Source organism: Solibacillus sp. FSL K6-1554 (assembly GCF_038005185.1).
Lineage (GTDB): Bacteria > Bacillota > Bacilli > Bacillales_A > Planococcaceae > Solibacillus > Solibacillus silvestris.
In genome coordinates this window covers 535,060-561,507 of sequence record NZ_JBBOSS010000001.1, presented here as the reverse complement: position 1 = coordinate 561,507, position 26,448 = coordinate 535,060, and the positions used below count along the sequence as shown (strand labels likewise).

The window sequence follows — 26,448 nt, the reverse complement described above, 5'->3', positions numbered from 1 at the left end:
TCTCCGAGGTTCAGCTTTTTTATAATTGATTTTATTTTGAGCGAAGCCGATCGACCCAAACTTCATACCCTTTCCCATTTAAATGAAGCCCATCACCAGTGAACTGCTTATCCAGTTGCCCGTTTTTATCAGTAAAGCTCGAATGCAGATCGATATACTCAATTCCCTTATCATCCGCAATCTTTTGCAAAATAATATTAAACCGCTTCACTTTGTCATTTGTCACTTCATTTCCTAATAACCCGTTATTCACAGGCAGGATTGATTGAATAGCGAGACTTGTATCTTTTCCTTCAAACGAATCCACGATTTTCTCGACGTTACTTTTAAATACTTCGGCTTCCGTTCCATAACGGATATCATTGACACCGATCATTAAATACGCCTCTTTCGGGTTTCGGTCCACTACTTCCTGTATACGGTTCAATACACCTTCTGTCCAATCATTCCGGATTCCCCGATTCAGCACAACCTCACCAGGAAAGTATTCCTGGAATTCTCCGTAATCGGAAATACTGTCACCAATGAATACTTTATCAATATTACTAATTGACGAATGTTCAAAGACGCTTTTTTTCGTAAAGTAATAAGCAGAATCCTTATTGGGAGAAGGTGCTGACTGCATTTTTGTTTTAACAACTTCAAGTCCACCGATATTTCTCACCACATAGCTCCCTGTACCTAACAACAGTACATTTACTAGTAATGAAATTATTAATACAATATGACCCTTTTCCAACATAAACACTCCTATTTCTAACTTGGCTCTGGCATGCTATACCCGTTTAGTAGCCGAACAAATAAACAAAGTTCGCTACGTCCTGTTGCAATGTCTTATTTCCACGCCTCCTGCAGACCCCAATCAATCGGGCTTTTACTGACAGTTGGCACCTCGTATGATGCAATACTTTATGTATAATTTGGGGTTTTATCGATGCGTTATATGCTTCGTTATTAGCGCAATGCCTCGAAATACCCGAATCAACCGATTTCACTTGGTCATGGCAGCAGCATATCATTCTTTACCCCTTTAAGATTGAACTGTAACCTGGCACATTTTTTCGAACATAAGCATTTGTCTAAATGAAGATCAATGTATTCATCTGCTCTGTATCGTCCCGAATGGGATACCATGCTTTTTAGCTACTTTGCAAGTGTACTTTTGATTGTTTATTATTCCCTATGAATTTCTCCCAAGTTACCCATGCTGTATGCATCAACACCTCCTCAAAATTCAATAAAAAAAGGTACTCCGTAGAGTACCTTCAAAATAACATTAGCAGTTAACCCCGCAATGCCTTACTATATCTATGTTATATAAACCCGTGCTATTTTACCCAGCCTAAAATCATTTCACGAATCAATTTTGCAGCTGTATTTACTGTTATTTCGGAATGGTCGTATATTGGTGCCACTTCAACTAGGTCAAAGCCGACAACATTTACTTCAGATCGTGCAATTTCATGAATTGCTGCTAATAGTTCCTTTGGAGTAATACCGCCAGCATCAACCGTGCCTGTCCCAGGTGCATGTGCAGGGTCCAACACGTCAATGTCGATTGTCACATAAACATTGCGACCTTTTAATGTAGGCAATACTTGTTTTAATGGCTCGAAAACTTCAAATAATGAAATGTGCATGCCGTTTTCTTTTGCCCACTGCAACTCTTCTTTTAAGCCTGAACGGATTCCAAATGAATAAACATTGTCCGGTCCGATTGTATCGGCAATTTTACGAATTGGTGTTGCGTGTGAGTATTGCTCCCCTTCGTAATCCGTACGTAAATCTGTATGTGCATCAAAATGAATAATCGCTAAATCTTCGTACTTTTCATAGACAGCTTCCATTACCGGCAGTGATACTAAATGCTCCCCGCCCATCCCTACTGGAATTTTATCGTCTGCCAGTACTTTACGGACAAACGTTTTAATTTCTGCTAATGATTTTTCCGGATTCCCAAACGGCAGTGGAATATCCCCCGCATCAAAAAACGGTACATCTGCCAGCTCACGATCCAAGTAAAAACTGTATTCTTCTAAACCAACCGATACTTCACGAATTCGGGCAGGACCAAAACGTTGACCGGGACGGTAGCTAACTGTCCAGTCCATTGGCATGCCGTATAAAACGGCTTTACTTTCTTCATAGTTTTGGTGGCTTTTAATAAACATATTCCCTGCGTAAGTTTCATCAAATCTCATTTACAGTCACCTATACCTTTCTCTATTTTTAAATACGTATTTTAAACCGATTTCTTAATTTAGAATGCATAGCGATAGAAGAAGTTGCTCATACTAAATCTAACATATGAAACTTTTGTTTCGCTATTTTCGTATAATTAAGAGCAACTGACATAATTCGACATTATGGATTGCTTTTGTAATAGCTGCGTATACGACTAAATTCGTAAGGTGCGCTACGAAAAAGTATAGTTGTTTTCATTAAAAGTGCAATAGAATTTTCATTACTTTTTGTAATTGAATAAATTTAGTTTGCTCTCTATTAAAAAAGAAATGAGGTGGAAAAACTTGAAAAGACAGCAATTTAAAAAACGAAAAAAGCGAAAAAATTTCGCGAAAAAAATCGGACTCTTTATGATTGCCCTTTTATGTTTTTTCGCTGTTATGTTCCTTTCATTACGTATATATGCGCAAGTTGCCGGAGCACCTCCGCTTACCGTTCCGAAAGCTTCAATTTTTTTAGATAGCAACCATAATCAGATTGGTGACTATTTTACAAAGGAACGTCGCTACTGGACAGACCTGGATGAAATATCGCCTTACCTTATTGATGCTACTGTTGCTGTTGAAGATAAAGATTTCTTCGAACATAGCGGTTTTGACTTTTCCCGGATCGCGGGAGCCGTTTTAGCGGATATTAAAGCCGGGGGTAAAGTGCAAGGTGCCAGTACGCTGACACAGCAATATGCACGAAACCTTTATCTAACTCATGAAAAAACATGGAACCGAAAATTAAATGAAGCCCTTTTTGCTTATCGGTTGGAGTTATTTTACTCAAAAGAAGAAATTTTAGAAGGCTATTTAAATACGGTTTATTATGGGCACGGTATGTACGGTGCTGAAGCTGCAAGCCGTTACTTCTACGGCAAATCCGTTAAGGATCTGACATTGGCCGAGGCTTCAATGCTTGCGGGTGTGCCAAAAGGACCGACGTATTATTCTCCGATTAATAACTTGGAAAAGGCGACAAATCGTCAGCAAGTAATTTTGCGGTTGATGAATGAACAAGGGAAAATTACAGACGAAGAAAAAACTCATGCCACTTCAGAACATGTTGCTCTAAAAAGTGATGATTGGATTGCAAATAAATCAATCGCTCCTTACTTTTTAGATGTTGTATGGGAAGAAGCAAGCGATATTTTAGAAAAGAAAAACTTGAGTATTAGTGAAGGTGGATGGACAATTCAAACAACACTTAACCAGGCACATCAACGAGCAGCGGAAAATGCGATCAAAACGAATATGCCCAACAGTGAATTGCAGGTTGGATTTGTGAGCATGGAAGCAGATACAGGGTTTGTAACAGCTCTTGTCGGCGGACGTGATTACAGTATAAGTTCGTTTAACCGAGTTGCGTTAGGTAACCGACAGCCTGGTTCTGCCATTAAGCCGATTTTGTATGCAGCCGCACTGGAAAAGGATTTCACACCTATGTCCTTCTTGGATGTGAGCGAAACGACCTTTACGTATGATAGTGGACGAGCAACTTATACACCGCAAAACGTCAATAAGAAGTATGCTGACCATGAGCTTTCCATGGCACAGGCATTGGCCATTTCCGACAATATTTATGCGGTGAAAGCACTGGAAAACATCGGCTACCGATCTTTCCGGGATGTCCAGAAACGTTTCGGGCTCAACTATTCCGAAAAAGATATACCTTCCATTGCACTTGGAACTGCCGAAAACTCGCTGTATGATTTAACAAACGCCTATAATATCATTGCTGCAGGCGGAGAAAAACGACAACCGATTACTGTATTGTCGATTACCGATGCGAAAGGAAAAGTCGTTTACAAATATAAGAAACCTGAAAAAGAACAAGTAATTTCTAAACAGGATGCATTTATTTTAACGCAAATGATGACAGGTATGTTCGATCCTGTGTTCAGTGATTATTCTCCGGCAACAGGTTTATCATTGCGTTCACGTATGAGCCACACATATGCAGCCAAATCAGGAACGACAAATAGTGACCAATGGATGATTGGGTTTACACCAAGCTTAACGGCAGGTGTATGGAATGGCTATGACCAAGGCAAAACATTATCTGTCCAGACAGATATGGCCGCATCGAAGCAAGTGTGGATAGATTTTATGGAAACAGCGCTTGATGGAAAAGCAAACGAAACATTTACAATGCCAAATGGTGTAGAGCCTGTAACGGTCGATATTCGGACGGGTAAACTGGCGCACGAGTCGTGCTCAAGCCAGCGTATTGTTTACATGAAAACTGAAGATGTACCAACAGAATCATGTGCATCATTCGATCTTTTCAATCAGGATTCTTGGGGTAATTTCTTTGAATCATTGCCTTTTGAAGCATTGCGGAACTTTTGGGAATAAATTAAAAAATTAAAAAAGCTCTTTCGTATCCGGTTCTAGTCCGTGACACGAAAGAGCTTTTCTATTGTGGTGAATGAATGGTTGAGAACCATGGGGCATTCGGCTTGGGAAGGTTCAAATGCCGCATACTGCTCAACCTGTTTCATTTCCCACATGTCCTAGCCTACTATTTCGCAAGCTTTAAATTCAGTTTACTTTCTTTTAGAACCAGTTTCAACTACGGATTTTGGTAGAATTTGAAATTTCACATATTGTTCACTGAATTTTGTAATATTATTGTAAGATGTTTATTTCGTTCAAGGTGCAGCTTTATGCTAAATCCTGTCTCAATTTCTCATCACTGTTGTTCCACATTTCTTCGTTGTGGCTTTTCAGGAAGTCGGCCAGTATTTTCTTTGACGGCTCATCCATATGGTCTACAATAATGTGACGCTTCATTGATTTATCCATTCTGTTCACATGGTCTGCCAAAATTTTATAGCCACGGCGTTTTTCACGGTTTACGACCATTTCACATGCTGTCACACCGGCAAAATAAGCACCTGATTCTTTATGGTCAATTGTTACCCATACAAGCCAGTAATCTTTTCCGCCAGCTGAATCTTCACGGTTCATTGTAAACTTAATGCCGCGCTCTACTTCACTTTTCGCATGCATTGCTCCGATATCAACAATTGCTGTTCCTTCTGCGACATCGACAATGACCGGCGATACATTTTCCAAAGAAAGTGAACCAATACCGAATCCTTTATGCCCATCGGTAGGATCATTTTTTATTATCGTAAAACCCATTTTCGGTTTTGGTTTTTCTTCATTTGCCATTGTAAATCCCTCCAAATACGCTAATATAAATACTATACACTATATTTTAACTAGGAGGCGACTTTATGCCAATCGTTACAATTAAAATGATTGAGGGCCGCACTGATGAACAAAAACGCGCGCTCGTAGAAGAAGTTACACAAGCTGTTTCAAAAACAGTTGACGCACCAGTAGAAAATGTATCAATCATTATTGAAGAAATGTCTAAAAACCACTATGCTAAAGGTGGCGTACGCTATAGCGACCAATAATGGTTAAGCTGGCGTTGAATTTCAGTTAATTAATAATCGAAACACCTCAATCTTCTTTAGGGAAAATTGGGGTGTTTTTAATTTTGCGGGTATTGACTTTTTTAACTGAGCGAAGGTTTTCCATCTATTCACTCAAACTATGTACCTTTCCTGCACCCGTTACGCTTCCTCAATGAGCTGTTTTATTTCATTCCGCAATGTAGCTGGAATCCGCTCGTCTTTAAATAACTCTTCCGGGTAATACACTTTATGGTCGACTTTGATGCGACCGGCAATTGCTTCGACGATTTGGCTTTCCTCTGATAGTTCACGCTGCATACCGTCCTGCATTAGCAAGTAAATTGGCTTCTTCGTCCCTTCAATACCAGGGCGGTAAAAGTCATAAGGTAAATCCGATGTGGAATCGTGCACTAAATAATATTCCGGATCAATGCCAGCCTGCAAAAATAGACGTTGCAGCTGTGCATATACTTCAGGCTGCTTGTAAGGATTCAGATTCGTATATTGGAACAGTTTCCGATTGACGAATCTTCGGCATAAATCCCGTAAAATTTCATCGTCTTCTCCCATCCAAAATTGGAAGTACGCCAGCATAATGCTTTCATCGAGCGCAATATAGTCTTCCAATGTAACATTCCCTCTGAAAAAGGATAAAAAAGGCGTCGGTTCATATTTAAATGGATAATCATTTTTACACAGCACTTTCACTCGTTTTAAAATATGATTCAGCACGACTTCCGCACTTCTTGACACCGGGTGGAAGTAAATTTGCAAATACATTTGGTAGCGGCTCATAATGTAATGCTCGACCGCATGCATCCCGCTTTCTTTTATAACAACACCATTTGCACGTGGACGCATAACACGCATGATACGCTCCATATCAAAATGTCCGTAGCTGACACCCGTATAATACGCATCACGCTGCAGGTAATCCATACGGTCTGCATCGATCTGACTGGAAATTAGGCTGACAACCAATTCATTGGGATACGTTTTTTCAATTACTTGCGCGACCTTTTCCGGAAAGTCATCGGCCACTCGACGGAGCACGGCATTTACCTCTGTGTCCCCCAGCAGAATTTGACGCGTAAAATATTCATGGTCTGTTTCAAATACATTCTCAAATGCATGAGAGAACGGCCCGTGCCCCAAATCATGCAGTAATGCGGAACATAATACGAGTAGACGCTCAGAATCATCCCATTCTTTTCTTCCTTTAAATACATCATCCACGATTCGACGGACAATTTCATATACTCCCAATGAGTGATTAAATCGGCTATGTTCAGCTCCATGGAACACTAAATACGTCGTACCAAGCTGCTTGATACGGCGCAATCTCTGAAATTCTCTTGTTTTGACCAAATCCCAGATGACTTGATCCCGAACGTGAATATAGCGATGGACAGGGTCTTTAAAAACTTTTTCCTCTTGCAGTTTTGTTTTTGCATATGTCATCAACATAGCCCACCTCCTTATCTCTTAACAACATTATAAGTGAGATGTCAGTGAAATAGAAATGAATCCGCCGAAAACGCAAAAAGGACGTGTTCTGAAAATCTTTCAGAACGCGTCCTTGTTACGCTGTTACTTTTTCAATTTGTCGAGTACCTTTACCATTAACTCCTCTTCAGTTAATGCGGCAACTGGACGGTTATTTACAAATGTAAATGTTTTTTTGCGGCCTGGACCACAGTATGAATGACAGCCAATTTCAATCGTTGCTTCTGGATCAATTTCTTTTAATTTTGGAATTAACGTCTTTAAATTAACGGCCTGACATTCATCGCAAACGTGGAATAAGTTTGCCATAGTGTCAACACCTCTCTATATGCTATTTTCGCTGTTTTAACCTATTTGCTATTGTATCTTATTTTGCTTATTTCATTCAAGCTTTATCCTAGCAATTCCGTTCAAAGTTCTGCTAGGAACATATTTCTCATCATTCTAGCAACAATTTACGATATATTGAATAAATGTTTTCCTCTTTGGACATGATAGATTTACAACAACAAAACTATTATAATTCAGGGGGAGTTTTTTATGACAAAAACAAGACAAGACGCATGGGTGAAAGAGAATGATGAGCTGTTAGCAGAGGCTGTTTTACGCCATGTAAAAGAAGGCAGTACACAATTAAATGCATTTGAGGAAGCTGGGGATTTACTAAACAGAACAGCTGCAGCTTGCGGTTTTCGCTGGAATGCTGTAGTCCGACGCATTTATGAAGAAGATTTGGCACAGGCGAAAAAGGAACGCAAAGAACGTATGCGCATGATGAATACGGCTACAAAACGCAGAACAACTCCAGTATACTTACTGCCGTCAAACGAAAATCAGCCAACATCGATTCCATTATCGGCATTATCACTAGATATCGTCATTGCATACTTAGTACAACTGCAGCATACGAATTCAAATGAACAGGATTTATTGAAATGGCGCAAATTGACATCACTATTAACAGAACAGAAAAGCCAGCTAGAGCAACAGCTGACAGCACTGCAAAAAGAGAATAAAGCGATTAAAGAAGATTACGAGCAGTTTGTTTCTATTATGAACCGCGCAAGACGACTTGTAGCACTAGAAACAGATACTGAGGCCACGCCAACATTCAAAATGGAGCGTAACGGCAACTTGATTTCCCAAACATCGTTAAATGATTCAGGCGAAGCGCTATATTAGCACCTCGCCTCTTTTTATTTTCTTATTTACTTAGCATCGACTCATTGCGTTTGAACACGCGTTCTAAATAGTAGTCGTACAATTCCATTTCCTCTTGCTCCAATGGCAGTTCGAACAGCTGTCCATTCCACTGCCTCAATAGGTTACGAAGCCTTTCATTCACTTCGAATACTGTCACATTTTGTCCTGTCAGTTGTTGAAGTGAAGCCATGACTTCCGGCTTTATATCCGGATACTTGAATTTCGTTTTCTCGCCTTGCAGACCATTTTCATAAAAACGTTTAATCAGTTCCGCACGCTCACTGCCACTGCCTTCCACACATAAATAAATTTGAACTGCAATTCCGCTTTTCATACGGCGCTGTGAAATACCGGCAAACTTTTGCCCATTAATACTTAAATCATATGAACCTGGACAATAAGAACCAACAATTTCATATGCTTCTATTTTCGTTGAAATTTCAGGGAATAACTGACGAATTAATGCAACCATCATTTCAAACGCATTATTAATACTTAACGGCTTGTCCTCATTTAACACAATCGAAATATTTAAAACTCCTGCATCCAATACGACCGCCAGTCCCCCAGAATTGCGGACAATCGGATCATATCCACTGTTCTTCAATGTCTCCATTCCTTGCTCAATATAAGGCAAGCGGTGATCTTGAATGCCAAGAACCACTGCATCATGATGAACCCAAGTACGTATTGTCGAATTGGTCATTTTCTGACCGACAAGATGACAAAGTGTATCATCCATTGCAAAGGACTCTAATGGCGAGCGTTTATTCGCGCTGATCGACTGATCGATAAAACGCCACATTGTTTGCTGCAAAAAATCATTCATATTTTATACTCCTAGCCTAATTTTTCCTCACTTTAGCATACCGCATTTTAAAGTCATGTCAAATTGGTGAATTGACGGATTTTGCAATGTTGAAATGATATTTTTTCCTGAAACTATGCTACACTAATTGTGAATCATTTTCATTTACAAGGAGTGTTTGAACAGATGAATGAAGCAGCAATTACATTAGACGGCTGGTACGCATTACATGATTTCCGCTTAATGGACTGGGCATCATGGAAATTAGTTTCAGCTGAAGAACGCGAAGCCGCTACAAAAGAATTTATCGCATTTTTGGAAGACTTAAATAAAGATACGGGTTCGAATGCTTTTTACTCAATTATTGGGCAAAAAGCAGATTTCATGATTATGACTTTACGTGAAACACCTGAAGAACTAAATGAAATCGAAACAAAATTCGCGAAATTGGCGATTGCCGATTTTACAATTCCAACGTATTCATATGTTTCCGTTGTCGAATTATCGAACTATTTAGCAGGTAAATCAGATGAAGATCCATATCAAAACCCGCATGTTCGTGCGCGTTTATATCCTGAACTGCCAAAATCAAAATACGTATGCTTCTACCCAATGGATAAAAAACGTGAAGGCAATGACAACTGGTACATGCTTTCTATGGAAGATCGCAAAAAATTGATGTATGACCACGGTCTAATTGGCCGCAGCTATGCAGGTAAAATCAAGCAAATTATAACTGGTTCTGTCGGCTTGGATGATCATGAGTGGGGCGTTACATTGTTCTCTGATGATATGCTTCAATTCAAGAAAATCGTTTATGAAATGCGCTTTGATGAAGTTTCAGCTCGTTACGGCGAATTCGGTGAGTTTCTAGTAGGAAACTTGCTGGACAATGAAAAACTAGAAAAACTGTTAGCAATTTAATGTCTTAACCCGTTCCCCCACTTGATGTTTGGCTTAACCAACTTCAAAAGTGTGGAACGGGTTTATTTTTTCCTGAAACGTAAAAGATGAGCCGATCTATTTCGGCTCATCTTTTACGTTTGATTCATCCTGCAACTTTAAAATTATAATGATTGTATTAATGAAGAAACCGATGATGATTAGAAGAACCAATAAATACCAATGAATCGGCTGTTCATAAAATATTGCAACCGCAAAAGACAATAATGCGCTAATTATTATGCCTAACCAAACTCCTATTTTCATGATGTTCCACTCCTGCGCTTTTCGTCAACACCGGCAACAATCTCTTATTTATTTACTTTATCTTTCCCAATACATTGAAATTTATTACATATATCCGAACTAATTAACCTATAGTATGTCACCTGTTCAAAAAACAACACTGTTTTTGGTGTTCAACTTTTTTATTTATGCATATACTAAGTCGAAAAAGGAGGTCACATCGAACGCCTAAACTTCAAATAAAAGGTTTACATGCCGCCCTTCTTTCTTCGGTTACAGTGCGGCAGAAGGTGAAGCAAGTGTCCTGCTTATTGTGAACACAGAGAAACAGCAGCCATTTCTTCGTTTACTGTTTCTTGCGCCGATGACTGCAGTATATTAAATTTCTTTATGAAAGGATGCAAAATTGACTTATTATTGGACGTCTCCAATGCAACAAATGAATCCTGCGACGGTTCCGATGTCTTCGGGTATACCAGGTATGCAAGGAGTAGGCTTTCCACGTGAGGAATCCTATATCGAGAATATTTTACGATTAAACAGAGGTAAACCAGGTACGTTTTATTTTTCATTTGATAATGCGGTAGCTGGCAGTAATACACGGGCGGTCCGTGGGGTTGTGGAAGCAGCCGGCCGTGACCATGTAATTTTACGTGATTTAAAAAATAACCACCGATTCCTGTTCCCGATGATTTACTTTGACTATGCGGAATTCGATGAAGAATTAAGTTATTTCACACAACAACCTTAAAAGAAGTAAGGCGCATTTTTTAAGCGCCTTTTTTTGTTGCAGAAAAGCAGCAGACATAACTCAAAAACGTCATTTTTCTCAGGAGAAAAATGACGTTTTTTGCTGTAAAAAAAATATTAGCTTCTTACTACGAGTACTTAACTCTTTTTCAAGCAGGTTTCCATTCATTTCACCCTTATGGAAAGGATTATACTTTAAACTGCAAAATTTCCTGTTGGAGTGTTTGTGCATTATCGCTTAATGTCACGGCAACTGCATTTACTTGCTGCATTGTAGCGGTCTGTTCCTCTACTGCTGCCGCGATCATCTCTAAGTTGCCGCTTGATTCAGTTGAACTTTGGGCTATTTCATTAACCGATGCCGTCACCTGCTCTGCACTTGCAGAAAGCTCTTCAGAAGTAGCTGAAATTTCCTGGATTTGCATCGACATTTGTGTCACTGCATCTACAATCGTTGTAAATGAATCGCCGGCATTTGAAATAATCTTTACACCATCTTCCACAGAAACTAACGACTCCGATACGGCACGTTCTACGTTTTCCGTATCTGCTTTAATTTCAAGTGTTAAGTTGACAATTGAACTGGCAGATGACTTCGATTGCTCAGCCAGCTTCCGTACTTCATCTGCCACGACAGCAAACCCTTTTCCATGTTCTCCTGCGCGCGCTGCTTCAATCGCTGCATTTAATGCCAATAAATTCGTTTGATCCGTAATCGATGTGATTAATTGGGAAATATTATTAATTTCTTCTGTTTGTTGTGCCAGTTTTTGTACTAAAGCATTTACAGAGTTTGTTGATGAACTAATAATGCTCATTTGTTGTTGCGCATCATAGATAATTTGACCGCCATTTTTTGCTGTTTGTGTCGCATCAACCGAATTTCCAAGCAATTTCTGTGTTGATTCCGCAATTCGTTGTACCCCTGCTGCTGTTTCTTCCATTGCACGGGCACTTTCATTTGATGCATTTGCAGAAATTTGCGCTCTTTCTGTCGTATCATTTACCCGCATCGTGACATCTTCCGTCGTTGCCGTTATTTCTTCGGTACTTGCTGAAAGCTCCTGTGCCGCCGCATTTACTTGCTCTGAGTTGACTTGAATATTTTTTATCAGGTTCGATAAATTATTTTTCATCGAATTGAATGCGTTGCCCAGTTGTCCTATTTCATCCTTTGTTTTCACATGAATATCTTGCTGCGATAAATCACCTGCTGCAATAAGATTCGCTTCATTCACAATTCCATTTAAAGGGGAAATAATAGTTTTACGAATATAAATCATAACAAGTATGCCGATAAGAACACTGATTGCTAAAGCAATACCGGCAACTAAAACGGAGAAGCCAATCGCATCGTCGGCTTTCGTTTTAATTGCATCAAGCTCCTTTTCCTGATGCTCAACCATTTGAGCTGTTGCATCGAACATTCCGTCATTTGCTGCGCGCAGTTTTGTATTAATAAAACCGTTTGCGAGTATTTGATCGCCCCGTTCGAAAGCATCCATCATATCAAGGTAACCGTAATTAAAGTCATCTCGGTACTTAATGATTTGTTCCATCAGTTCTTTCATCGTATCGCTTGAGACTAATTTCCCTAAATATTCAATCTCCTGATCCAGTAACTCATTATACTGCTTAAAGCTTTCGGCAGATTCCTCTTTTCCATCAAAAACAAGTGCGCGTACATACATTCCTTGCATCGCGACATTAAACCGGATTTTGTCTACGGAACGAATTTGTTCAACCCGGTAGTCGAGTGCTTCATTCATATTTCCCTGTATATTTTTCAGACTAATATAATTCAGTATTACTGTAATCATAATTAACACTATCATTATAATTAGTGCAGCATTTAATCTTTTTCCTACGCTCATATTATTCCTCTTCTCGTTGTTCAGTTAAAAGAAACTCCAATGTTGCCTGTCCTAAAACTTTTGCTGCGATGAGCATTGCACGTTCATCGAAATCAAATCGGGCATGATGATGCGGATATACCGTTTCCCAGTCCGGGTCTTTGGCTCCTGTAAAGAAGAAAGTACCTGGAACGTGCTGCATATAGTAGCCGTAATCTTCCCCTATCATAAATGGAGAACAAACTGTTACCTTTTCAACACCCGGTGTTTCGTTCGCTATTTGCGCGACAAGTTGTGTCTGTTCTACATGATTTATTACAGGCGGATAACCATCAAAATAGTCAAATCGATAGTCAGCATGCATTCCTAAGCAGGTCGCTTTCAATAATAATTCAATTTCCTCTTTCATTTGTCTTCGTACTTGTTCGTCAAAGGCACGTACAGTCCCTTGCATTTTCACTGTATCCGCTATGACATTGAACGGATTGATCGCCTCAAATTGCCCGAGTGTCACTACAGCCGATTCAAGTGGGGCGACACGGCGAGAAACAATCGTCTGCAATTGTGTAACAAAATGTGCGCCAACAACGATTGCATCAACTGAATGCTGTGGTTCTGCACCGTGTCCACCCTTTCCTTGGATCACAATTTCAAACCGATCTGCTGCCGCCATAATAGCCCCTTCGCGTACAAGAACTTCCCCTAAAGGGGTCGGTGCCCATAAATGTGTTCCGAATATTACGTCTACTCCGTCTAAACAGCCATCTTCAATCATTGCCTTTGCCCCACCTGGAGCAAGCTCTTCTGCATGCTGGTGGATAAATACAATAGTGCCGGACAGTTGATCCCGCATCTCTGTTAATGCTTTTGCCAGAACGAGTAATGTTGCTGTATGCCCATCATGGCCGCACGCATGCATCACTCCATCATTTTTCGATTTATAAGGAACATCATTTAATTCCTGAATTGCCAATGCATCAAAATCAGCACGTAAAGCCACTGTCTTTCCTGGTTTTGCCCCTTTTAATGTGGCTACAACTCCACGCCCTCCTACAAATTCGCGAACTTCCAAGCCTAGCTCCCGATGGTAATTTGCAATGTATGCAGGTGTATGTATTTCCTGATGGGATAGTTCCGGGTGCTCATGTAAATAGCGTCGAATACTTACCATCTCTTCAAAATTATCTTCTAACTTTAATAATAATTGGTCCATTTTCCTTACCCCTTTACTCTCTTACTTTATAACTATACAATAAATTCAAATAATTTAGATAAAAGATTTTATTTTTAAATTAAAATAATAAAAAAAGCATATACTTCCAATTTATGAAGTATATGCTACAGATTTTATTGAGTCTTTTTTACTACTGTTATTATAACCATAATCCAGCCCACTAAAAAGAATACCCCGCCAATAGGAGTAATGGCACCTAGTATACCGATTCCTGTTAATGCTAACACCATTAAGCTTCCAGCGAAGAACACAATGCCTGCATTAAAGCAGAACATCGCAATTTTTAACTGCTTTACTTCACCGAAAATAGCTTTTGACATTAAAATACCGACCAAAATAAGTGCTGCTGCATGGAACATTTGATATTGGATTGCTGTATCCCAAATTCCTGCACTGTAATCATCGAGCAAATTTTCCAATGCATGTGCTGCAAATGCGCCTAAGGCAACTGCTAAAAATCCGTGAATTGCACCAGATATAATTGTACCTTTCATTTCTTTTACCTCTTTCTTTTTCTAATACCGAATTTCCCTAACAAGGGGTTGATGTATAAAAAGTCTTTTTACGATTCTTAATTTTAATATCAGTTAAAAATCAAACAATGAGTCGCCGTTTGCATCGTCTTCTTCAAGCTTTTGTGCTGGAATTGCGACTGGTTGCGTGTATACCGGGGTCGAGATTGTTGTACTCATACTCATGCTATTTATGGAAGCAGGTTTTGGCGAACTGACTTTTTCGTCTAAAACGACATCACATAGTGCACGAATTGCCGTAAGCTTTTCACGGGCTTGTTGTTCTGTTGCCGCATGTGCTGCTTCTGCTGTCAATTTTTCAATTTGCTTAACAATCGTTTCATACGTAATCATCGCGTTTGCCCACCTTCTCTATTTTTCGGTACGAATTTTAAACAGTCCATTCCCGAAGACTGTTTTACAACGAGAGATGGCAGCTGCTTCGTTTTAAAGCCATATGCTGTACAACCGCGCGGATTAGACTGATCCCATGTCACACGAAAATACTGGCATTTAAAGCAATCTACTTTCATTTGCCGTTCCCTCTCTTTCTATCAATACTTTACCATGCTTTTGGGCAAAAGTTTAGCTGTTTCCCCATTTCTTCGTTAAGCACCAGTCAATCGGCTGTTGTCCCAATGATAAAAGCGCTTCGTTTGCTTTTGAATACGGTCTGCTTCCGAAAAATCCTCGGTGTGCGCTTAGTGGACTCGGATGTGGCGATTGCAGAATGATATGGTTACTTGAAATTTGTTCAATTAACATTCGTTTACTTTGCGCCGGTTTTCCCCATAATAAAAATACAATAGGCTGCTCACGTTTCGCGAGAAGTTCAATAACAGCATTCGTAAATTGTTCCCAACCTTGCCCTTTATGAGAATTGGCAATGCCTGCTTGTACAGTTAAAACGGTGTTCAATAATAATACACCCTGCTTTGCCCACGATGTTAAGTCTCCATGCTCAGGTATTTCGCAGCCAATGTCCTGTTGCAGTTCCTTCATCATATTTTTAAGACTGGGTGGTAATTTTTGCCCTTTTTCAACCGAAAAACTTAATCCATGTGCCTGATTCGGACCATGATACGGGTCTTGGCCTAAAATGACTACTTTTACATTATCGTAATCCGTTAACTGGAGGGCATTGAAAATATTCTCCTTCTTCGGATACACTGTTTGTTCCATGTATTGTCTTTCTAAAAATGTTTCGAGAAATTTATAATACGGCTGCTCTTCTTCTCGAGACAATAAATCTTTCCAACTATTTGTTAACTGTTCCATCATAATTTCCACCTCATTTTAAACGCTATTGTATTTGCTGCAGAAGTTCAAGTAGTTCTTCTGGCATTATAGTTTTTTCGTTTTCTGACCATTTTTATATAGTCAGATAGGAGTTATACTTAACCTTATTATAATTCGAATATTCACTATAAGGAGATATGCTATATGACACTAAAAAAAACTTTAACAATTGCTGGTTCTGATACTTCTGCAGGCGCAGGAATGCAGGCCGATTTAAAAGCCTTCCAGGAACATGGCACATACGGAATGGTCGCATTGACTGTAGTCGTAACAATGGACCCGAAAACTTGGAGCCACACAGTAACACCGCTACCGACAGAATTATTGCAAAAGCAAATCGATACAGCCCTTTCAACAGGTGTCGATGCCATTAAAACAGGCATGCTTTCAACTGAAGAAATTATTCAAATGGCCTCAAAAGCGATTCAAGCTTCCGGCACAGATAAAATTGTCATTGATCCTGTAATGGTCTGCAAAGGCGAAGATGAAGTATTGAACCCTGGCAACACGACAGCAATGATTAAATATTTATTACCCTATGCAACAGTTGTCACACCTAACCTTTTCGAAGCAGGACAGCTGGCAGGCACAACAACGCCGAAAACGATCGAGCAAATGCAAGCTGCCGCTGTGAAAATTCATGAGCTTGGGGCAAAAAATGTTGTAATTAAAGGTGGAAAAGCCTTAGTACATGATAAAGCCGTTGATTTGTTCTATAATGGAGTAGAATTTAAATTATTAGAAACAGAAAAAGTTTCTTCTACTTATAATCATGGGGCAGGCTGTACTTTTGCAGCGAGTATTTGTGCAAACTTAGCAAATGGTCTTTCTGTTGAGGAATCGGTTATTGAAGCGAAAGAATTCGTTTCAGCGGCGATTAAACACGGATGGGCTTTAAATGAACATGTTGGACCAGTAATGCACGGTGCAAAACCACGTTTCGGAGCACCTGAAATTACTGTTACAACAATTCCAAACTATCTACATGCATAAAAACTTCTACAAGTAGAAGTTTTGCCTCCGGCGGATGTCACAGATTCGGCAAGGAATTCTTTGCTTTAACGCAAAGCCGAATCCGGAGCAATTACGCTGAGGCGTACTTGATATAGCTGCGTCACACAAGAACTCATTTCTTGTGTGACTTTTTCGTTTCACAGTCGAATATATTTGACTATACTATTAATAGAAAGATTCGAAAGGAGTTAATAAGAGTGATGAAGGAAGTAAATACTAACGAGCTCCAGGAGTTAATTAATTCTTTTGCGAACAAAGACGTTTTTATTCATCTAGAAACTACAAACGGCTCTTATGCAACACACTACAATGAAGGCTTTTTCAATGCAGGCGCATTTATACGCAATGTACAAATACGCTATGAATTAGGAAAAGTTGTAGGGGACGCACCGCACCGTGTCGGACTTAAAATGCCGCATGGCTGGGTTTACGCGCAAGGAATTACACATTTTGAACTGGACGATCAGGGCCGATTACTAATGGCCGGTTTAGATAATACTGGAAAGCTGGCGGTTGCATTAGAAATCAGCGAAACGCCATTTGCTTATTAAGGAGGTTGCTTATATGACATTACAAGAAGAACGTCACGTTTTAGTCGTTTATCCGCACCCGGATGATGAAGCCTTTTCAGTTGCAGGTACATTACGCTTATTCCACAACATGGGAGTTCCTGTTACATATGCTTGTTTAACATTAGGCGAAATGGGACGAAACCTAGGAAATCCTCCATTTGCAACGCGCGAGTCATTGCCGGAAATCCGCCGAAAAGAGCTGATGGAAGCGTGTGAGGCAATGGGTATCGGTGATTTGCGTATGATGGGTTTACGTGACAAAACAGTTGAATTTGAAGATGATGAAAAAATGATCAAGCTCGTAAATGATTTAATTGTCGAGCTGAATCCATCATTAATCTTCACATTTTTACCTGGCTTCGCTGTCCATCCCGATCATGAAGCAACTGGACGCGCTGTCGTCGAAGCGGTACGCCGTATCGATAAACAGTATCGCCCTCGTATTTTAGCTTGTGCATTTGCGAATGACACAGTGGAGAAAAACGGTGAGCCGGATGTTACAATCGAAATCTCGTCTGTTAAAGCAGATAAGTTAAAAGCTTTAAAAGCGCATGCTTCTCAAACTGCCTGGATGATACAAGACGCAGAAAAACGGGTAGATACCGGAGATGTCTCACTAGATAACTGGTTAAGCCACGAAAGATTTTATACTGTAACATTCAATGATTAATGTATATTTATAATTTCAAGGACGTTTGCATATTTTGGGATTTGCAGGCGTCCTTTTTTCTCTTATTCATTTCTTGTATTTTTATTCGGTTCAATTTTAGCTTATTTCTTCAAAAATATGATGTTTATTACGTTTAAACCTTTCGCCCGCCTAATTATATTCATTTTTTAATCGGTATAGTTTTCAGAAATATTAATCTTTATGTAAAACAGTAGACAAATGAATAAACACGTTTTATAGTGTATAAATATTCAAACTAACAATCAAAGAGGTTATCATATATGAAAACAAAATTTTCTTCTTATACTTGGTTTCTATTTATTGCCCTTTCTGCACTTGGTGTCTTTCTATTTATTACACCGATTGGTACAGAAGACGGCATAAAAGTACCGATTGCGATCCTTGCGAACTTTTTGGCAGGTAAAGTGGAACCATTCATTCACTGGTTCGCATTCATCGTATTTATTATTGCGGCGGTAGGATCTGTCGTAATGCAGTTTATTCCGCAAAAAAAAGAGCAACGTACACTCGCTGATTCATTATTCCGTGTAAACTGGTTCTGGACAATTATGCGTGTGCTTGCAGTCATTTTTGCGAGTATGTATGTGTTCCAAATCGGACCTGAGAGTTTAACAAGTGACGTTACAACAGGCGTGTTACTTGATCCGGCATCCGGTCTTGTAACTTTCATGTTTGTACTGTTTTTATTTGCCGGTTTATTGTTGCCTTTATTAACAGACTTCGGTTTACTCGAGTTCTTCGGTTCAATGATGGTGAAAATTATGCGCCCCCTATTCAAGATCCCAGGACGCTCTGCCATTGACTGTCTAGCTTCTTGGGTTGGTGATGGCACAATCGGCGTATTGCTTACAAGCAAGCAATATGAAGAAAAAAATTATACAGGCCGTGAAGCTGCAACAATCGCAACAACTTTCTCGGTTGTATCGATTACTTTCTGTTTAGTTGTAGTTGAAACAATCGGCATTGGTGATTACTTCATCGAGTTCTATGCTTCTGTCATTATTTGTGGTTTAATTTTAGCATTCATTATGCCTCGTATTTACCCGTTAAAACAAAAAGCGGATACTTTAATTGATGGCTCTCAAGTGCCTGCAAACCGTGAAGATGTACAAAATGGATATAATGTATTTTCTTTTGGATTGCACAATGCTTTATCGAAAGCCGATTCTAACCGTAACTTAGGTAAAATGATCAAAAATGGATTTATTAATGTACTGGAAATGTGGTTTGCGGTTACACCGATTATTATGGCGTTCGCAACAATTGCATTAGTGTTAGCAGAGTTTACAAGTTTCTTCCGTATACTAGGAATGCCATTTGAGCCGATTTTAGCGCTTCTGCAAATTCCTGAAGCCGGTGAAGCTGCACAAACGATGATTGTCGGTTTTGCGGACATGCTGTTACCTTCAGTTTTAGGTGCTGGCATTGAATCAGAAATGACACGTTTCTTCATCGCGACAGTATCGGTTACACAGTTAATCTACATGTCAGAAGTCGGCGGACTGATTTTAGGTACGAAGCTTCCATTAAAAATCTGGGATCTATTTATCATTTTCTTAATCCGTACAATCATTTCGATTCCGATTATCGCAGCAATTGCACATCTTTTATTTTAATTAAACAATAAAGGGCTGCCGGAAAGTCAGATTCTCTACTGACGTTCCGGGCAGCCCTTTTTACTATTTACTTCGTGCTTGTGAAGCCGCCATCGATTCGAATGACTTCCCCGTTAATATACTCTGCTTTTGAAGTTAGCAGGAAGGTTACAAGCTCTGCTACTTCCTCTGGTGTACCTAAGCGTTTTTGAGGGATTCCACCAGTAGCATTTTCCTTCATTTGCGGATTTGCTTCATAAAAGGCTTTTACCATTGGTGTTTCAGTCGGCCCTGGTGCGATGGCATTAACGCGTAGCCCGTCTTTTGCGTATTCCGCTACCATACTTCTTGTTAAGCCGACAATTCCGTGTTTCGTTGCTGAATATGTAACAACGGAATCCTGTCCAATTACACCGGCACTTGATGCTGTGTTCACAATAGAACCGCCACCGTTTTGAAGCATTACTTCGGCCACATAGCGTACACCATAAAGTGCCCCAAGCAAGTTAATGCCGACAATTTGTTCAATTTCCTCGATGGTAGTATCTAAATAGAATTTACCGCTTCCGGAAATCCCTGCATTGTTAAAGAAGTAATCGATCGAACCAAAATGCTTCAGTGTTTGATCCACATAGTTTTTTACTTCTTCTGCTTTTGAAACATCCGCTTTAATGAAAATAGCGTCTACGCCATGTGTTTTTACTTGTTCAACTGTTTCGTTTCCGCCTTTTTCACTGACATCCACTACTGCAATATTAATACCTTCCTGAGCCATACGGATGGCTGTTGCCTGTCCTAACCCGCTGCCTCCACCTGTAATAATCGCTGTTTTAGTCATCCCTATTCCCCCTGATTATATGATTTTGGACGTTGCCAATAAGTTTTTCCTATCCGCAAAATTGTCCTGCCACAATAATTTATTTTTCCCTTTTACTTTTCAAATAAACATGAGAGGTGATTTAAACATAAGCTTTTCCTGTTCTGTTCTACGATATGCTCTTCCAAGGAATTTAGTTGGCGTTTCAATTTGAAGGGATTTTTGTATGAATCCTTGCCTAATTTCTGTATTAAACCGCTTTCATTATGGCATATTGATGAATTTTCATAATTTACAGAATTTTTATGCCATTACGTCATAAATTTATGATAGAATAATATAATCTTTAATCAGATGACGGAGGTTACATGGAAATGGGAGTTACTCAACCGAATACGATTGCAGTCGAAAACGTATTAATCGCACATCATTTTTTAAAAGATGTTGTTGTACATACACCCCTGCAATTAAACGAATATTTATCAGAAAAATATGGGGCAAAAATTTACTTCAAGCGTGAAGATTTGCAGCATGTTCGCTCATTTAAATTACGTGGTGCCTACTATAAAATTAAAAAAATTGAAACTGAGGCTCGTGCTTCAGGTGTCGTCTGTGCAAGTGCAGGCAATCATGCACAAGGCGTTGCCTACGCATGTGCAAAGCTGGAAATTAAAGCAACAATCTTCATGCCGAAAACAACACCGAAACAAAAGATCGATCAAGTGCGGATGTTTGGAAGAAGCTTTGTGGAAATTGTGCTGGCAGGCGATACATTTGACGACTCTGCAGAAAGCGCGCTTGCCTATTGTGAACAGGAAAACCGCATTTTCATCCATCCATTCGATGATGCAGATGTAATGGCTGGCCAAGGAACAGTGGCGGTAGAAATTATGAACGACATCGAAGAGCCGATCGATTATGTATTTGGCAGTATCGGCGGTGGCGGCTTAATGTCAGGCGTCTCTTCGTACATTAAAAACTTATCCCCTTCGAGTAAAGTTATTGGTGTAGAGCCTGCAGGGGCGGCAAGTATGAAATCTGCTTTCCAAAACGGAGCAGTGGTTTCACTCGACACGATCGATAAATTCGTTGATGGCGCTGCTGTAAAATGTGTTGGGCATGATACATATGAAGTATGCCGTCACTATTTGGATGATATTATCGCCGTTCCGGAAGGCAAAGTATGTACGACTATTTTAGATCTTTATAATAAGCATGCTATTATTGCCGAGCCTGCTGGAGCATTGTCGGTTGCAGCACTTGACTTTTACGCAGAGCAAATTCGCGGAAAATCGGTTGTCATCATTATCTCTGGAGGAAATAACGATATTGGGCGTATGCAGGAAATTAAAGAACGCTCACTCATTTATGAAGGGCTGCTGCACTATTTCATCGTAAGTTTCCCGCAGCGTTCAGGAGCATTACGCCAATTTTTAACGGAAGTTCTTGGTCCGAATGATGATATTACAACATTCGAGTATACGAAGAAAAACAACAAAGAAAGCGGACCGGCATTGGTCGGCATAGAGCTTGCACATCGCGAAGACCACGCAGGATTAATTGAACGTATGCGTGCAAACGGCTTCGAGTATAAGGAAGTAAATAACGACAGTACACTGTTTGCGTTGCTTGTGTAGATAATATTGTTAAAAAATTTAAAGACTCAATTTTCTCCACGAGAAAATTGAGTCTTTTGCTTCTAAAAATTGATTTCCGTTATGGGGGCGCTTTCCGGGGGCGTGAGGCCAACACGATGTTGGTCACAAAAGCGTTGCCACAGGACGTGGCGTTCTTTTAGCTTTTGTTCCTAGTCTCAGGCGTCGCGCTTATCCCCCAGGAGTCGTCCCTTCACTCCAATCAATTAATCAAGTTTTAATTCAAACTGATGCTTACTCATTAAAAGAAGCTCGATATCTATCCGGAACTTTTCAATTACCCTAACAGCGCGCGGTCTGAGTTCATTTTTTCGCCGCGGATTTGTTCGAATTCGTGCATTAAATCCGGAATCGTCAAGTCCTGTTTGCGGTCTTCGCCGACTTCCAGAATGATCTGACCTTTATCCATCATGATGAGGCGATTCCCCAAATCGAGCGCCTGCTGCATATTATGCGTGACCATCAGTGTTGTCAGCTGGCTTTCCTCGACAAGCTCTTTTGTCAGCTTTGTAATAAGTTCTGCGCGTGATGGGTCGAGTGCTGCTGTATGTTCATCAAGCAGCAAAATTGAAGGCTTCGTAAAAGTCGCCATTAATAAACTTAATGCCTGGCGTTCCCCACCCGATAATAGCCCGACTTTAGCCGATAAACGATTTTCCAAATTCAAATGCAGCTTTTCCAATGACGTTTTGAAAAACTCTCGACGCTTTTTATCAACACCAAAACGCAATGAACGCTTCGTGTTGCGCGAGTAGGCGATCGCCAAGTTTTCTTCAATCGTCATCGTTGGTGCTGTCCCTGCCATTGGATCTTGGAAAACACGGCCGATATGGACAGCACGCTTATACTCCGGCAAACGGGTTAAATTATTGCCGTTAATTTCGACAGAGCCAAAGTCGGGTGTTAACGCTCCGGAAATCATATTCATCATTGTCGATTTACCGGCACCGTTACTTCCGATAATTGTAACGAAGTCAGCAGGTGCCAAATGCAAGTTAATATTGTCCAGCGCAATTTTCTCATCGGGTGTTCCTTCGTTAAACACTTTATTAATGCCATCTAATTTAAGCAAGGCTCTTCCCTCCCTGCTCAATATCTACTTCTGCCTGCTGTAATGCGAGACGTTCTTCCAAACGTTTTGCTTTTCTCTTTTTCTCTTTATATTTCCCTACGATTTGCGGGATTACTAGCGCTAGAATAACGATAACCGCCGTAATTAATTTCATATCACCTGAGTCAAGCCATTTTACACGTAAAGCCAATGCGTAAATCATTCGGTAAATTATTGCCCCGGCAATAACTGCAAATGTGACACGAACAATCGACTTTGTTCCGAAAATCGCTTCACCGATAATTACAGACGCCAATCCGACAACGATCATACCAATTCCCAGTCCGACATCGGCAAACTTTGTATATTGGGCAATCAAGGCACCCGATAATGCCACCATACCATTTGAAATTCCCAGCCCTAAAATGACGAGTGAATCGGTATTTGCCGAAAAGCTGCGAATCATTCGTTTATTGTCACCTGTTGCACGGATTGCCAGACCGATTTCCGTTTTTAAGAACCAGTCTACTACTAGTTTAATAACCGCCGTGACAACAACCATTAAAATTAAAATTCCCCAAGTTGTTGGAACAGAAGCTAAGCCCATTGATTTCAATAGGTTTGTAATCGCGGAATCAATGCCTAAATTCGACCAGAAAGCTCCGAACGTCGAAAAAACTGTTTCCGAATTTAATAATGGAATATTTGGTCGTGTTACACCGGTATCTGAGCTTAACCCCATAATTCGAAGATTGATCGAATAGAGGGCAATCATCATTAAAATCCCTGCAAGCAGTGGATTAATTTTCCCTTTAGTGTGTAAAATTCCTGTCATGCATCCAGCAATAAATCCAGCAACTGTTGCAACCAATGTGGCAAGCAACGGATTATAACCAAGTACGATCATCATCGCTGCCGTCCCTGCACCCGTTACAAAGCTTCCATCAACCGTTAAATCCGGAAAATCCAGCACGCGGAATGTTAAATAAACCCCAAGCGCCATAATTGCATAGATGATCCCTTGCTCCACTGACCCAAACATAGCTGTAAACATCTCGAATCATCTCCTGACTTTTTTAAAAGTTTTAAGCAAATCAGCCCAAACATTTATCCCTGTTTAGGCTGACTTGCTTTTTTTGATAAAGTGAATTATTGTACTTCGGCTTCCCATTCAGGCTTAATTTCCAAGCCTAAGTTTTCTGCTGTTGCTTTATTGATTACCAATTTTAAGTTTGCCGGGTATGCAGCTGGAACTTCTGAAGGTGATTTGCCTTCTAATAAAATTTGTGCTGCCATTTGCCCTGCTTCATAGCCGATATCGTAGTATTCGAAACCGTATGCTGCTAAACCGCCTCGCTCTACTGAATCAAGCTCACCAACAACTAGCGGTAATTTGTTTGCATCTGCTACTTCGATTACAGATTCAAGTGCCGATACAACAGTATTATCTGTAATAATATAAAACGCATCTACTTTTCCTACTAATGATTCTGCTGCCTGGCGTACTTCAGATGAAGCAGATACCGCTGCTTCCACAATCGTTACGCCTTCTTTTGCTGCAATTTCTTTTACTGCCGCAATTTGTGCAACTGAGTTTTGCTCACCAGCGTTAAATACCATCCCTACATTTTTTGCCCCTAATTCTTTTAGGAAAGCAACTGTTTTCGGCATTGTTTCCGGATGTAAATCAATCGTACCTGTTACGTTAGCACCAGGTGTGGCCATTGACTCGATCAATTCTGCACCTACTGCATCCGTTACCGATGTGAAGATAACCGGAATATCAGATGTTGCGCTTTTTGCCGCCTGTGCTGAAGGTGTTGAGTTCGCGAAAATCAGATCTACATTATCCCCGACTAACTGCTGGGCGATTGTCATGTTCGCACTGTTATCGTTGTTTGCTGATTTATCTACATATTCTGCTTTAATACCTGCATCTTCAATTGCTTTTTTAAATCCTTCTTTTGCTGCATCTAATGATGGATGCTCAACAATTTGTGTTGTCCCGATTTTAAATGTTTTTTCACTATCTGCATTAGCTGTATCTACAGCCTCGCCATTTGTTGTCTCATTCGAAGATGTCTCGCTCTCTTCCGCGCCACAAGCAGCTAATAATAAAAGAAGCCCGAATAATAAAAAGGACAGCTTCATTAAGTTTTTTCTCATCTTATTTCCCCCTAGTTTACTTTATCGGTTTAAAGCGCCGAACTTCATTTGGATGAAGTGTGTTGAAATAATATTACCGCGTCATATTTAGATAGTCAATAACATTTAGAATCTTCTGAATTTATTCTAGGTAATGCGCCTTATTTTAAATTTTACTTACTGCACTTCAAACCGCTATGCGGCGGGGTTTGTTGAACTTTTTACTCTTTGTAAATTTTTCGAACAATTATTGAAAAAAAAGACCTATAAATCTTTACTTTTATTTTCAATATTGCTATGATTGCAGTTGCTTTGCGTGGTTCGTAACCATCCCACGTTAAAAAACTAGGAGGAATTTCATATGAAAGTAAAGTTTATTGCAGCGAGTGCCATTATTGCAGCATTGTATATTGCTGTCACAATGCTTGTTGCACCTATTAGCTTTGGGCAAGTACAGTTCCGTATTGCCGAAATTTTTAACCATTTAGTCGCTTTTAACCCGCGCTATATGTTAGGTGTTGTTTTAGGTGTATTTATTTCCAATTTCCTGCTGTCTTCAATCGGTCCAATTGACTTAATATTCGGTGTGGGACATACGATTATTACACTGGGAATTTTCATATTCATTTGTAAGTTTGTGAAAAATATTTGGGCTCGTCTGATCATTAATACAACGCTATTTACGTTTACAATGTTTATCATTGCAGCACAGCTGAATATTGTTCTCGGCTTCCCGTTCTGGGAAACTTGGCTGTTTGTAGCATTTGGCGAATTTGTTGTATTGGCGGTTGGAGCACCGATTATGTACACTTTAAATAAACGATTGAATTTCAAAAAATTAATTTAGTATCGATTGTTTCACCAGCTGGTTTTTGAACGCCAGCTGGTTTTTTTAT

The 26,448-nt window shown here is 39.9% G+C and carries 28 protein-coding genes and 1 riboswitch; of the genes, 11 read left to right on the top strand and 17 right to left on the bottom strand.

Features of this window, described 5'->3' with window-relative positions; all coding sequences use genetic code 11:
• Positions 1-31: 31 nt before the first annotated feature.
• Both MHB58_RS02830 and speB read right to left on the bottom strand, forming a co-directional pair.
• Positions 32-742, bottom strand: a complete 711-nt coding sequence (locus MHB58_RS02830) for a GDSL-type esterase/lipase family protein (protein WP_340734626.1) — start codon at positions 740-742, stop codon at positions 32-34.
• 586 nt (positions 743-1,328) lie between these two features.
• Positions 1,329-2,201: an agmatinase gene (speB, locus tag MHB58_RS02825; RefSeq protein WP_014824749.1), complete on the bottom strand. Its 873-nt coding sequence runs from the start codon at positions 2,199-2,201 to the stop codon at positions 1,329-1,331.
• Between the two features lie 327 nt (positions 2,202-2,528).
• Here speB and MHB58_RS02820 point away from each other — a divergent pair, with 327 nt between their 5' ends.
• Complete coding sequence (locus MHB58_RS02820) at positions 2,529-4,586, top strand: transglycosylase domain-containing protein (protein ID WP_065216632.1); 2,058 nt, start codon at positions 2,529-2,531, stop codon at positions 4,584-4,586.
• A gap of 309 nt (positions 4,587-4,895) precedes the next feature.
• Here MHB58_RS02820 and MHB58_RS02815 read toward each other — a convergent pair whose 3' ends face one another.
• A complete protein-coding gene (locus MHB58_RS02815) occupies positions 4,896-5,408 on the bottom strand; it encodes a YwhD family protein (protein ID WP_008404546.1) in 513 nt (170 codons plus the stop codon).
• A gap of 65 nt (positions 5,409-5,473) precedes the next feature.
• On the opposite strand from MHB58_RS02815, the gene MHB58_RS02810 reads away from it, so the two are divergent.
• A complete protein-coding gene (locus MHB58_RS02810) occupies positions 5,474-5,659 on the top strand; it encodes a 2-hydroxymuconate tautomerase (RefSeq protein WP_008404547.1) in 186 nt (61 codons plus the stop codon).
• A 159-nt stretch (positions 5,660-5,818) separates the two neighbouring features.
• Here the strand turns inward: MHB58_RS02810 and MHB58_RS02805 are convergent, their stop codons facing one another.
• Both MHB58_RS02805 and MHB58_RS02800 read right to left on the bottom strand, forming a co-directional pair.
• Positions 5,819-7,126, bottom strand: coding sequence for an HD domain-containing protein (locus MHB58_RS02805; protein ID WP_340734625.1), 1,308 nt, complete (start codon positions 7,124-7,126; stop codon positions 5,819-5,821).
• 123 nt (positions 7,127-7,249) lie between these two features.
• A complete protein-coding gene (locus MHB58_RS02800) occupies positions 7,250-7,474 on the bottom strand; it encodes a DUF1450 domain-containing protein (RefSeq protein ID WP_008404549.1) in 225 nt (74 codons plus the stop codon).
• A gap of 231 nt (positions 7,475-7,705) precedes the next feature.
• Here MHB58_RS02800 and MHB58_RS02795 point away from each other — a divergent pair, with 231 nt between their 5' ends.
• Entirely contained in the window at positions 7,706-8,347 is a 642-nt protein-coding gene (locus tag MHB58_RS02795) for an RsfA family transcriptional regulator (protein WP_014824752.1), read from the top strand.
• A gap of 22 nt (positions 8,348-8,369) precedes the next feature.
• On the opposite strand, the gene MHB58_RS02790 is transcribed toward MHB58_RS02795, so the two are convergent.
• Positions 8,370-9,197 (bottom strand): lipoate--protein ligase family protein, encoded by an 828-nt coding sequence (locus MHB58_RS02790; protein WP_340734624.1) that lies wholly within the window; start codon positions 9,195-9,197, stop codon positions 8,370-8,372.
• Between the two features lie 165 nt (positions 9,198-9,362).
• Between MHB58_RS02790 and hemQ the strand changes: the two genes are divergently transcribed.
• Positions 9,363-10,100, top strand: coding sequence for a hydrogen peroxide-dependent heme synthase (gene hemQ / locus MHB58_RS02785; protein ID WP_014824754.1), 738 nt, complete (start codon positions 9,363-9,365; stop codon positions 10,098-10,100).
• A gap of 96 nt (positions 10,101-10,196) precedes the next feature.
• Here the strand turns inward: hemQ and MHB58_RS02780 are convergent, their stop codons facing one another.
• Positions 10,197-10,385: a hypothetical protein gene (locus MHB58_RS02780; RefSeq protein ID WP_008404557.1), complete on the bottom strand. Its 189-nt coding sequence runs from the start codon at positions 10,383-10,385 to the stop codon at positions 10,197-10,199.
• A 409-nt stretch (positions 10,386-10,794) separates the two neighbouring features.
• On the opposite strand from MHB58_RS02780, the gene gerQ reads away from it, so the two are divergent.
• Positions 10,795-11,115 carry a spore coat protein GerQ gene (gene gerQ, locus MHB58_RS02775; RefSeq protein WP_008404558.1) on the top strand — a complete coding sequence of 107 codons (321 nt, stop codon included), beginning with the start codon at positions 10,795-10,797 and terminating at the stop codon, positions 11,113-11,115.
• 187 nt (positions 11,116-11,302) lie between these two features.
• On the opposite strand, the gene MHB58_RS02770 is transcribed toward gerQ, so the two are convergent.
• The 6 genes from MHB58_RS02770 to MHB58_RS02745 form a co-directional block, all read right to left on the bottom strand.
• On the bottom strand, positions 11,303-12,988 hold the full coding sequence (locus MHB58_RS02770) for a methyl-accepting chemotaxis protein (protein ID WP_014824755.1): 1,686 nt from the start codon (positions 12,986-12,988) through the stop codon (positions 11,303-11,305).
• Between the two features lies 1 nt (position 12,989).
• Positions 12,990-14,180: a M20 family metallopeptidase gene (locus MHB58_RS02765; protein WP_014824756.1), complete on the bottom strand. Its 1,191-nt coding sequence runs from the start codon at positions 14,178-14,180 to the stop codon at positions 12,990-12,992.
• Between the two features lie 134 nt (positions 14,181-14,314).
• A complete protein-coding gene (locus tag MHB58_RS02760; protein WP_014824757.1) occupies positions 14,315-14,695 on the bottom strand; it encodes a DUF423 domain-containing protein in 381 nt (126 codons plus the stop codon).
• Between the two features lie 93 nt (positions 14,696-14,788).
• The gene (locus MHB58_RS02755; protein ID WP_008404563.1) at positions 14,789-15,067 is read right to left on the bottom strand and encodes a YwdI family protein; all 279 of its coding nucleotides are present in this window, start codon (positions 15,065-15,067) and stop codon (positions 14,789-14,791) included.
• Positions 15,064-15,246 (bottom strand): hypothetical protein, encoded by a 183-nt coding sequence (locus tag MHB58_RS02750; protein WP_008404564.1) that lies wholly within the window; start codon positions 15,244-15,246, stop codon positions 15,064-15,066. Before MHB58_RS02750 ends, MHB58_RS02755 begins: the two co-directional genes overlap by 4 nt.
• Positions 15,247-15,298: 52 nt before the next feature.
• Complete coding sequence (locus tag MHB58_RS02745) at positions 15,299-15,994, bottom strand: uracil-DNA glycosylase (RefSeq protein WP_340734623.1); 696 nt, start codon at positions 15,992-15,994, stop codon at positions 15,299-15,301.
• Between the two features lie 162 nt (positions 15,995-16,156).
• Here MHB58_RS02745 and thiD point away from each other — a divergent pair, with 162 nt between their 5' ends.
• The 4 genes from thiD to MHB58_RS02725 all read left to right on the top strand — a co-directional run bounded on the left by thiD (position 16,157) and on the right by MHB58_RS02725 (position 19,905).
• Positions 16,157-17,005 (top strand): bifunctional hydroxymethylpyrimidine kinase/phosphomethylpyrimidine kinase, encoded by an 849-nt coding sequence (gene thiD, locus MHB58_RS02740; RefSeq protein ID WP_014824759.1) that lies wholly within the window; start codon positions 16,157-16,159, stop codon positions 17,003-17,005.
• A 221-nt stretch (positions 17,006-17,226) separates the two neighbouring features.
• On the top strand, positions 17,227-17,577 hold the full coding sequence (locus MHB58_RS02735; RefSeq protein WP_008404569.1) for a YojF family protein: 351 nt from the start codon (positions 17,227-17,229) through the stop codon (positions 17,575-17,577).
• A gap of 13 nt (positions 17,578-17,590) precedes the next feature.
• On the top strand, positions 17,591-18,268 hold the full coding sequence (bshB2, locus tag MHB58_RS02730) for a bacillithiol biosynthesis deacetylase BshB2 (protein ID WP_014824761.1): 678 nt from the start codon (positions 17,591-17,593) through the stop codon (positions 18,266-18,268).
• 281 nt (positions 18,269-18,549) lie between these two features.
• A complete protein-coding gene (locus MHB58_RS02725; protein WP_014824762.1) occupies positions 18,550-19,905 on the top strand; it encodes a YjiH family protein in 1,356 nt (451 codons plus the stop codon).
• A 67-nt stretch (positions 19,906-19,972) separates the two neighbouring features.
• Here the strand turns inward: MHB58_RS02725 and MHB58_RS02720 are convergent, their stop codons facing one another.
• A complete protein-coding gene (locus tag MHB58_RS02720) occupies positions 19,973-20,722 on the bottom strand; it encodes an SDR family NAD(P)-dependent oxidoreductase (RefSeq protein ID WP_008404573.1) in 750 nt (249 codons plus the stop codon).
• A 347-nt stretch (positions 20,723-21,069) separates the two neighbouring features.
• On the opposite strand from MHB58_RS02720, the gene ilvA reads away from it, so the two are divergent.
• Positions 21,070-22,338 carry a threonine ammonia-lyase IlvA gene (gene ilvA, locus MHB58_RS02715; protein ID WP_014824763.1) on the top strand — a complete coding sequence of 423 codons (1,269 nt, stop codon included), beginning with the start codon at positions 21,070-21,072 and terminating at the stop codon, positions 22,336-22,338.
• Positions 22,339-22,633: 295 nt separating this feature from the next.
• Here the strand turns inward: ilvA and MHB58_RS02710 are convergent, their stop codons facing one another.
• The 3 genes from MHB58_RS02710 to MHB58_RS02700 form a co-directional block, all read right to left on the bottom strand.
• Positions 22,634-23,428 (bottom strand): ABC transporter ATP-binding protein, encoded by a 795-nt coding sequence (locus MHB58_RS02710; protein WP_340734622.1) that lies wholly within the window; start codon positions 23,426-23,428, stop codon positions 22,634-22,636.
• Complete coding sequence (locus MHB58_RS02705) at positions 23,421-24,461, bottom strand: ABC transporter permease (RefSeq protein ID WP_008404577.1); 1,041 nt, start codon at positions 24,459-24,461, stop codon at positions 23,421-23,423. Before MHB58_RS02705 ends, MHB58_RS02710 begins: the two co-directional genes overlap by 8 nt.
• A 95-nt stretch (positions 24,462-24,556) precedes the next feature.
• Positions 24,557-25,573 carry an ABC transporter substrate-binding protein gene (locus tag MHB58_RS02700; RefSeq protein ID WP_014824764.1) on the bottom strand — a complete coding sequence of 339 codons (1,017 nt, stop codon included), beginning with the start codon at positions 25,571-25,573 and terminating at the stop codon, positions 24,557-24,559.
• A 289-nt stretch (positions 25,574-25,862) separates the two neighbouring features.
• Positions 25,863-25,907, top strand: a riboswitch (PreQ1 riboswitch).
• 6 nt (positions 25,908-25,913) lie between these two features.
• Between MHB58_RS02700 and MHB58_RS02695 the strand changes: the two genes are divergently transcribed.
• Positions 25,914-26,399: a QueT transporter family protein gene (locus tag MHB58_RS02695; protein WP_008404583.1), complete on the top strand. Its 486-nt coding sequence runs from the start codon at positions 25,914-25,916 to the stop codon at positions 26,397-26,399.
• Positions 26,400-26,448: the final 49 nt, after the last annotated feature.

Excerpts from the sequence above, each read along its gene's own strand:
- MHB58_RS02830 (WP_340734626.1), bottom strand. The coding sequence starts at position 742 with ATGTTGGAAAAGGGTCATATTGTATTAATAATTTCATTACTAGTAAAT.
- speB (WP_014824749.1), bottom strand. The coding sequence starts at position 2,201 with ATGAGATTTGATGAAACTTACGCAGGGAATATGTTTATTAAAAGCCAC.
- MHB58_RS02815 (WP_008404546.1), bottom strand. The coding sequence starts at position 5,408 with ATGGCAAATGAAGAAAAACCAAAACCGAAAATGGGTTTTACGATAATA.
- MHB58_RS02810 (WP_008404547.1), top strand. The coding sequence starts at position 5,474 with ATGCCAATCGTTACAATTAAAATGATTGAGGGCCGCACTGATGAACAA.
- MHB58_RS02805 (WP_340734625.1), bottom strand. The coding sequence starts at position 7,126 with ATGTTGATGACATATGCAAAAACAAAACTGCAAGAGGAAAAAGTTTTT.
- MHB58_RS02800 (WP_008404549.1), bottom strand. The coding sequence starts at position 7,474 with ATGGCAAACTTATTCCACGTTTGCGATGAATGTCAGGCCGTTAATTTA.
- MHB58_RS02795 (WP_014824752.1), top strand. The coding sequence starts at position 7,706 with ATGACAAAAACAAGACAAGACGCATGGGTGAAAGAGAATGATGAGCTG.
- MHB58_RS02790 (WP_340734624.1), bottom strand. The coding sequence starts at position 9,197 with ATGAATGATTTTTTGCAGCAAACAATGTGGCGTTTTATCGATCAGTCG.
- hemQ (WP_014824754.1), top strand. The coding sequence starts at position 9,363 with ATGAATGAAGCAGCAATTACATTAGACGGCTGGTACGCATTACATGAT.
- MHB58_RS02780 (WP_008404557.1), bottom strand. The coding sequence starts at position 10,385 with ATGAAAATAGGAGTTTGGTTAGGCATAATAATTAGCGCATTATTGTCT.
- gerQ (WP_008404558.1), top strand. The coding sequence starts at position 10,795 with ATGCAACAAATGAATCCTGCGACGGTTCCGATGTCTTCGGGTATACCA.
- MHB58_RS02770 (WP_014824755.1), bottom strand. The coding sequence starts at position 12,988 with ATGAGCGTAGGAAAAAGATTAAATGCTGCACTAATTATAATGATAGTG.
- MHB58_RS02765 (WP_014824756.1), bottom strand. The coding sequence starts at position 14,180 with ATGGACCAATTATTATTAAAGTTAGAAGATAATTTTGAAGAGATGGTA.
- MHB58_RS02760 (WP_014824757.1), bottom strand. The coding sequence starts at position 14,695 with ATGAAAGGTACAATTATATCTGGTGCAATTCACGGATTTTTAGCAGTT.
- MHB58_RS02755 (WP_008404563.1), bottom strand. The coding sequence starts at position 15,067 with ATGATTACGTATGAAACGATTGTTAAGCAAATTGAAAAATTGACAGCA.
- MHB58_RS02750 (WP_008404564.1), bottom strand. The coding sequence starts at position 15,246 with ATGAAAGTAGATTGCTTTAAATGCCAGTATTTTCGTGTGACATGGGAT.
- MHB58_RS02745 (WP_340734623.1), bottom strand. The coding sequence starts at position 15,994 with ATGATGGAACAGTTAACAAATAGTTGGAAAGATTTATTGTCTCGAGAA.
- thiD (WP_014824759.1), top strand. The coding sequence starts at position 16,157 with ATGACACTAAAAAAAACTTTAACAATTGCTGGTTCTGATACTTCTGCA.
- MHB58_RS02735 (WP_008404569.1), top strand. The coding sequence starts at position 17,227 with ATGAAGGAAGTAAATACTAACGAGCTCCAGGAGTTAATTAATTCTTTT.
- bshB2 (WP_014824761.1), top strand. The coding sequence starts at position 17,591 with ATGACATTACAAGAAGAACGTCACGTTTTAGTCGTTTATCCGCACCCG.
- MHB58_RS02725 (WP_014824762.1), top strand. The coding sequence starts at position 18,550 with ATGAAAACAAAATTTTCTTCTTATACTTGGTTTCTATTTATTGCCCTT.
- MHB58_RS02720 (WP_008404573.1), bottom strand. The coding sequence starts at position 20,722 with ATGACTAAAACAGCGATTATTACAGGTGGAGGCAGCGGGTTAGGACAG.
- ilvA (WP_014824763.1), top strand. The coding sequence starts at position 21,070 with ATGGAAATGGGAGTTACTCAACCGAATACGATTGCAGTCGAAAACGTA.
- MHB58_RS02705 (WP_008404577.1), bottom strand. The coding sequence starts at position 24,461 with ATGTTTACAGCTATGTTTGGGTCAGTGGAGCAAGGGATCATCTATGCA.
- MHB58_RS02700 (WP_014824764.1), bottom strand. The coding sequence starts at position 25,573 with ATGAGAAAAAACTTAATGAAGCTGTCCTTTTTATTATTCGGGCTTCTT.
- MHB58_RS02695 (WP_008404583.1), top strand. The coding sequence starts at position 25,914 with ATGAAAGTAAAGTTTATTGCAGCGAGTGCCATTATTGCAGCATTGTAT.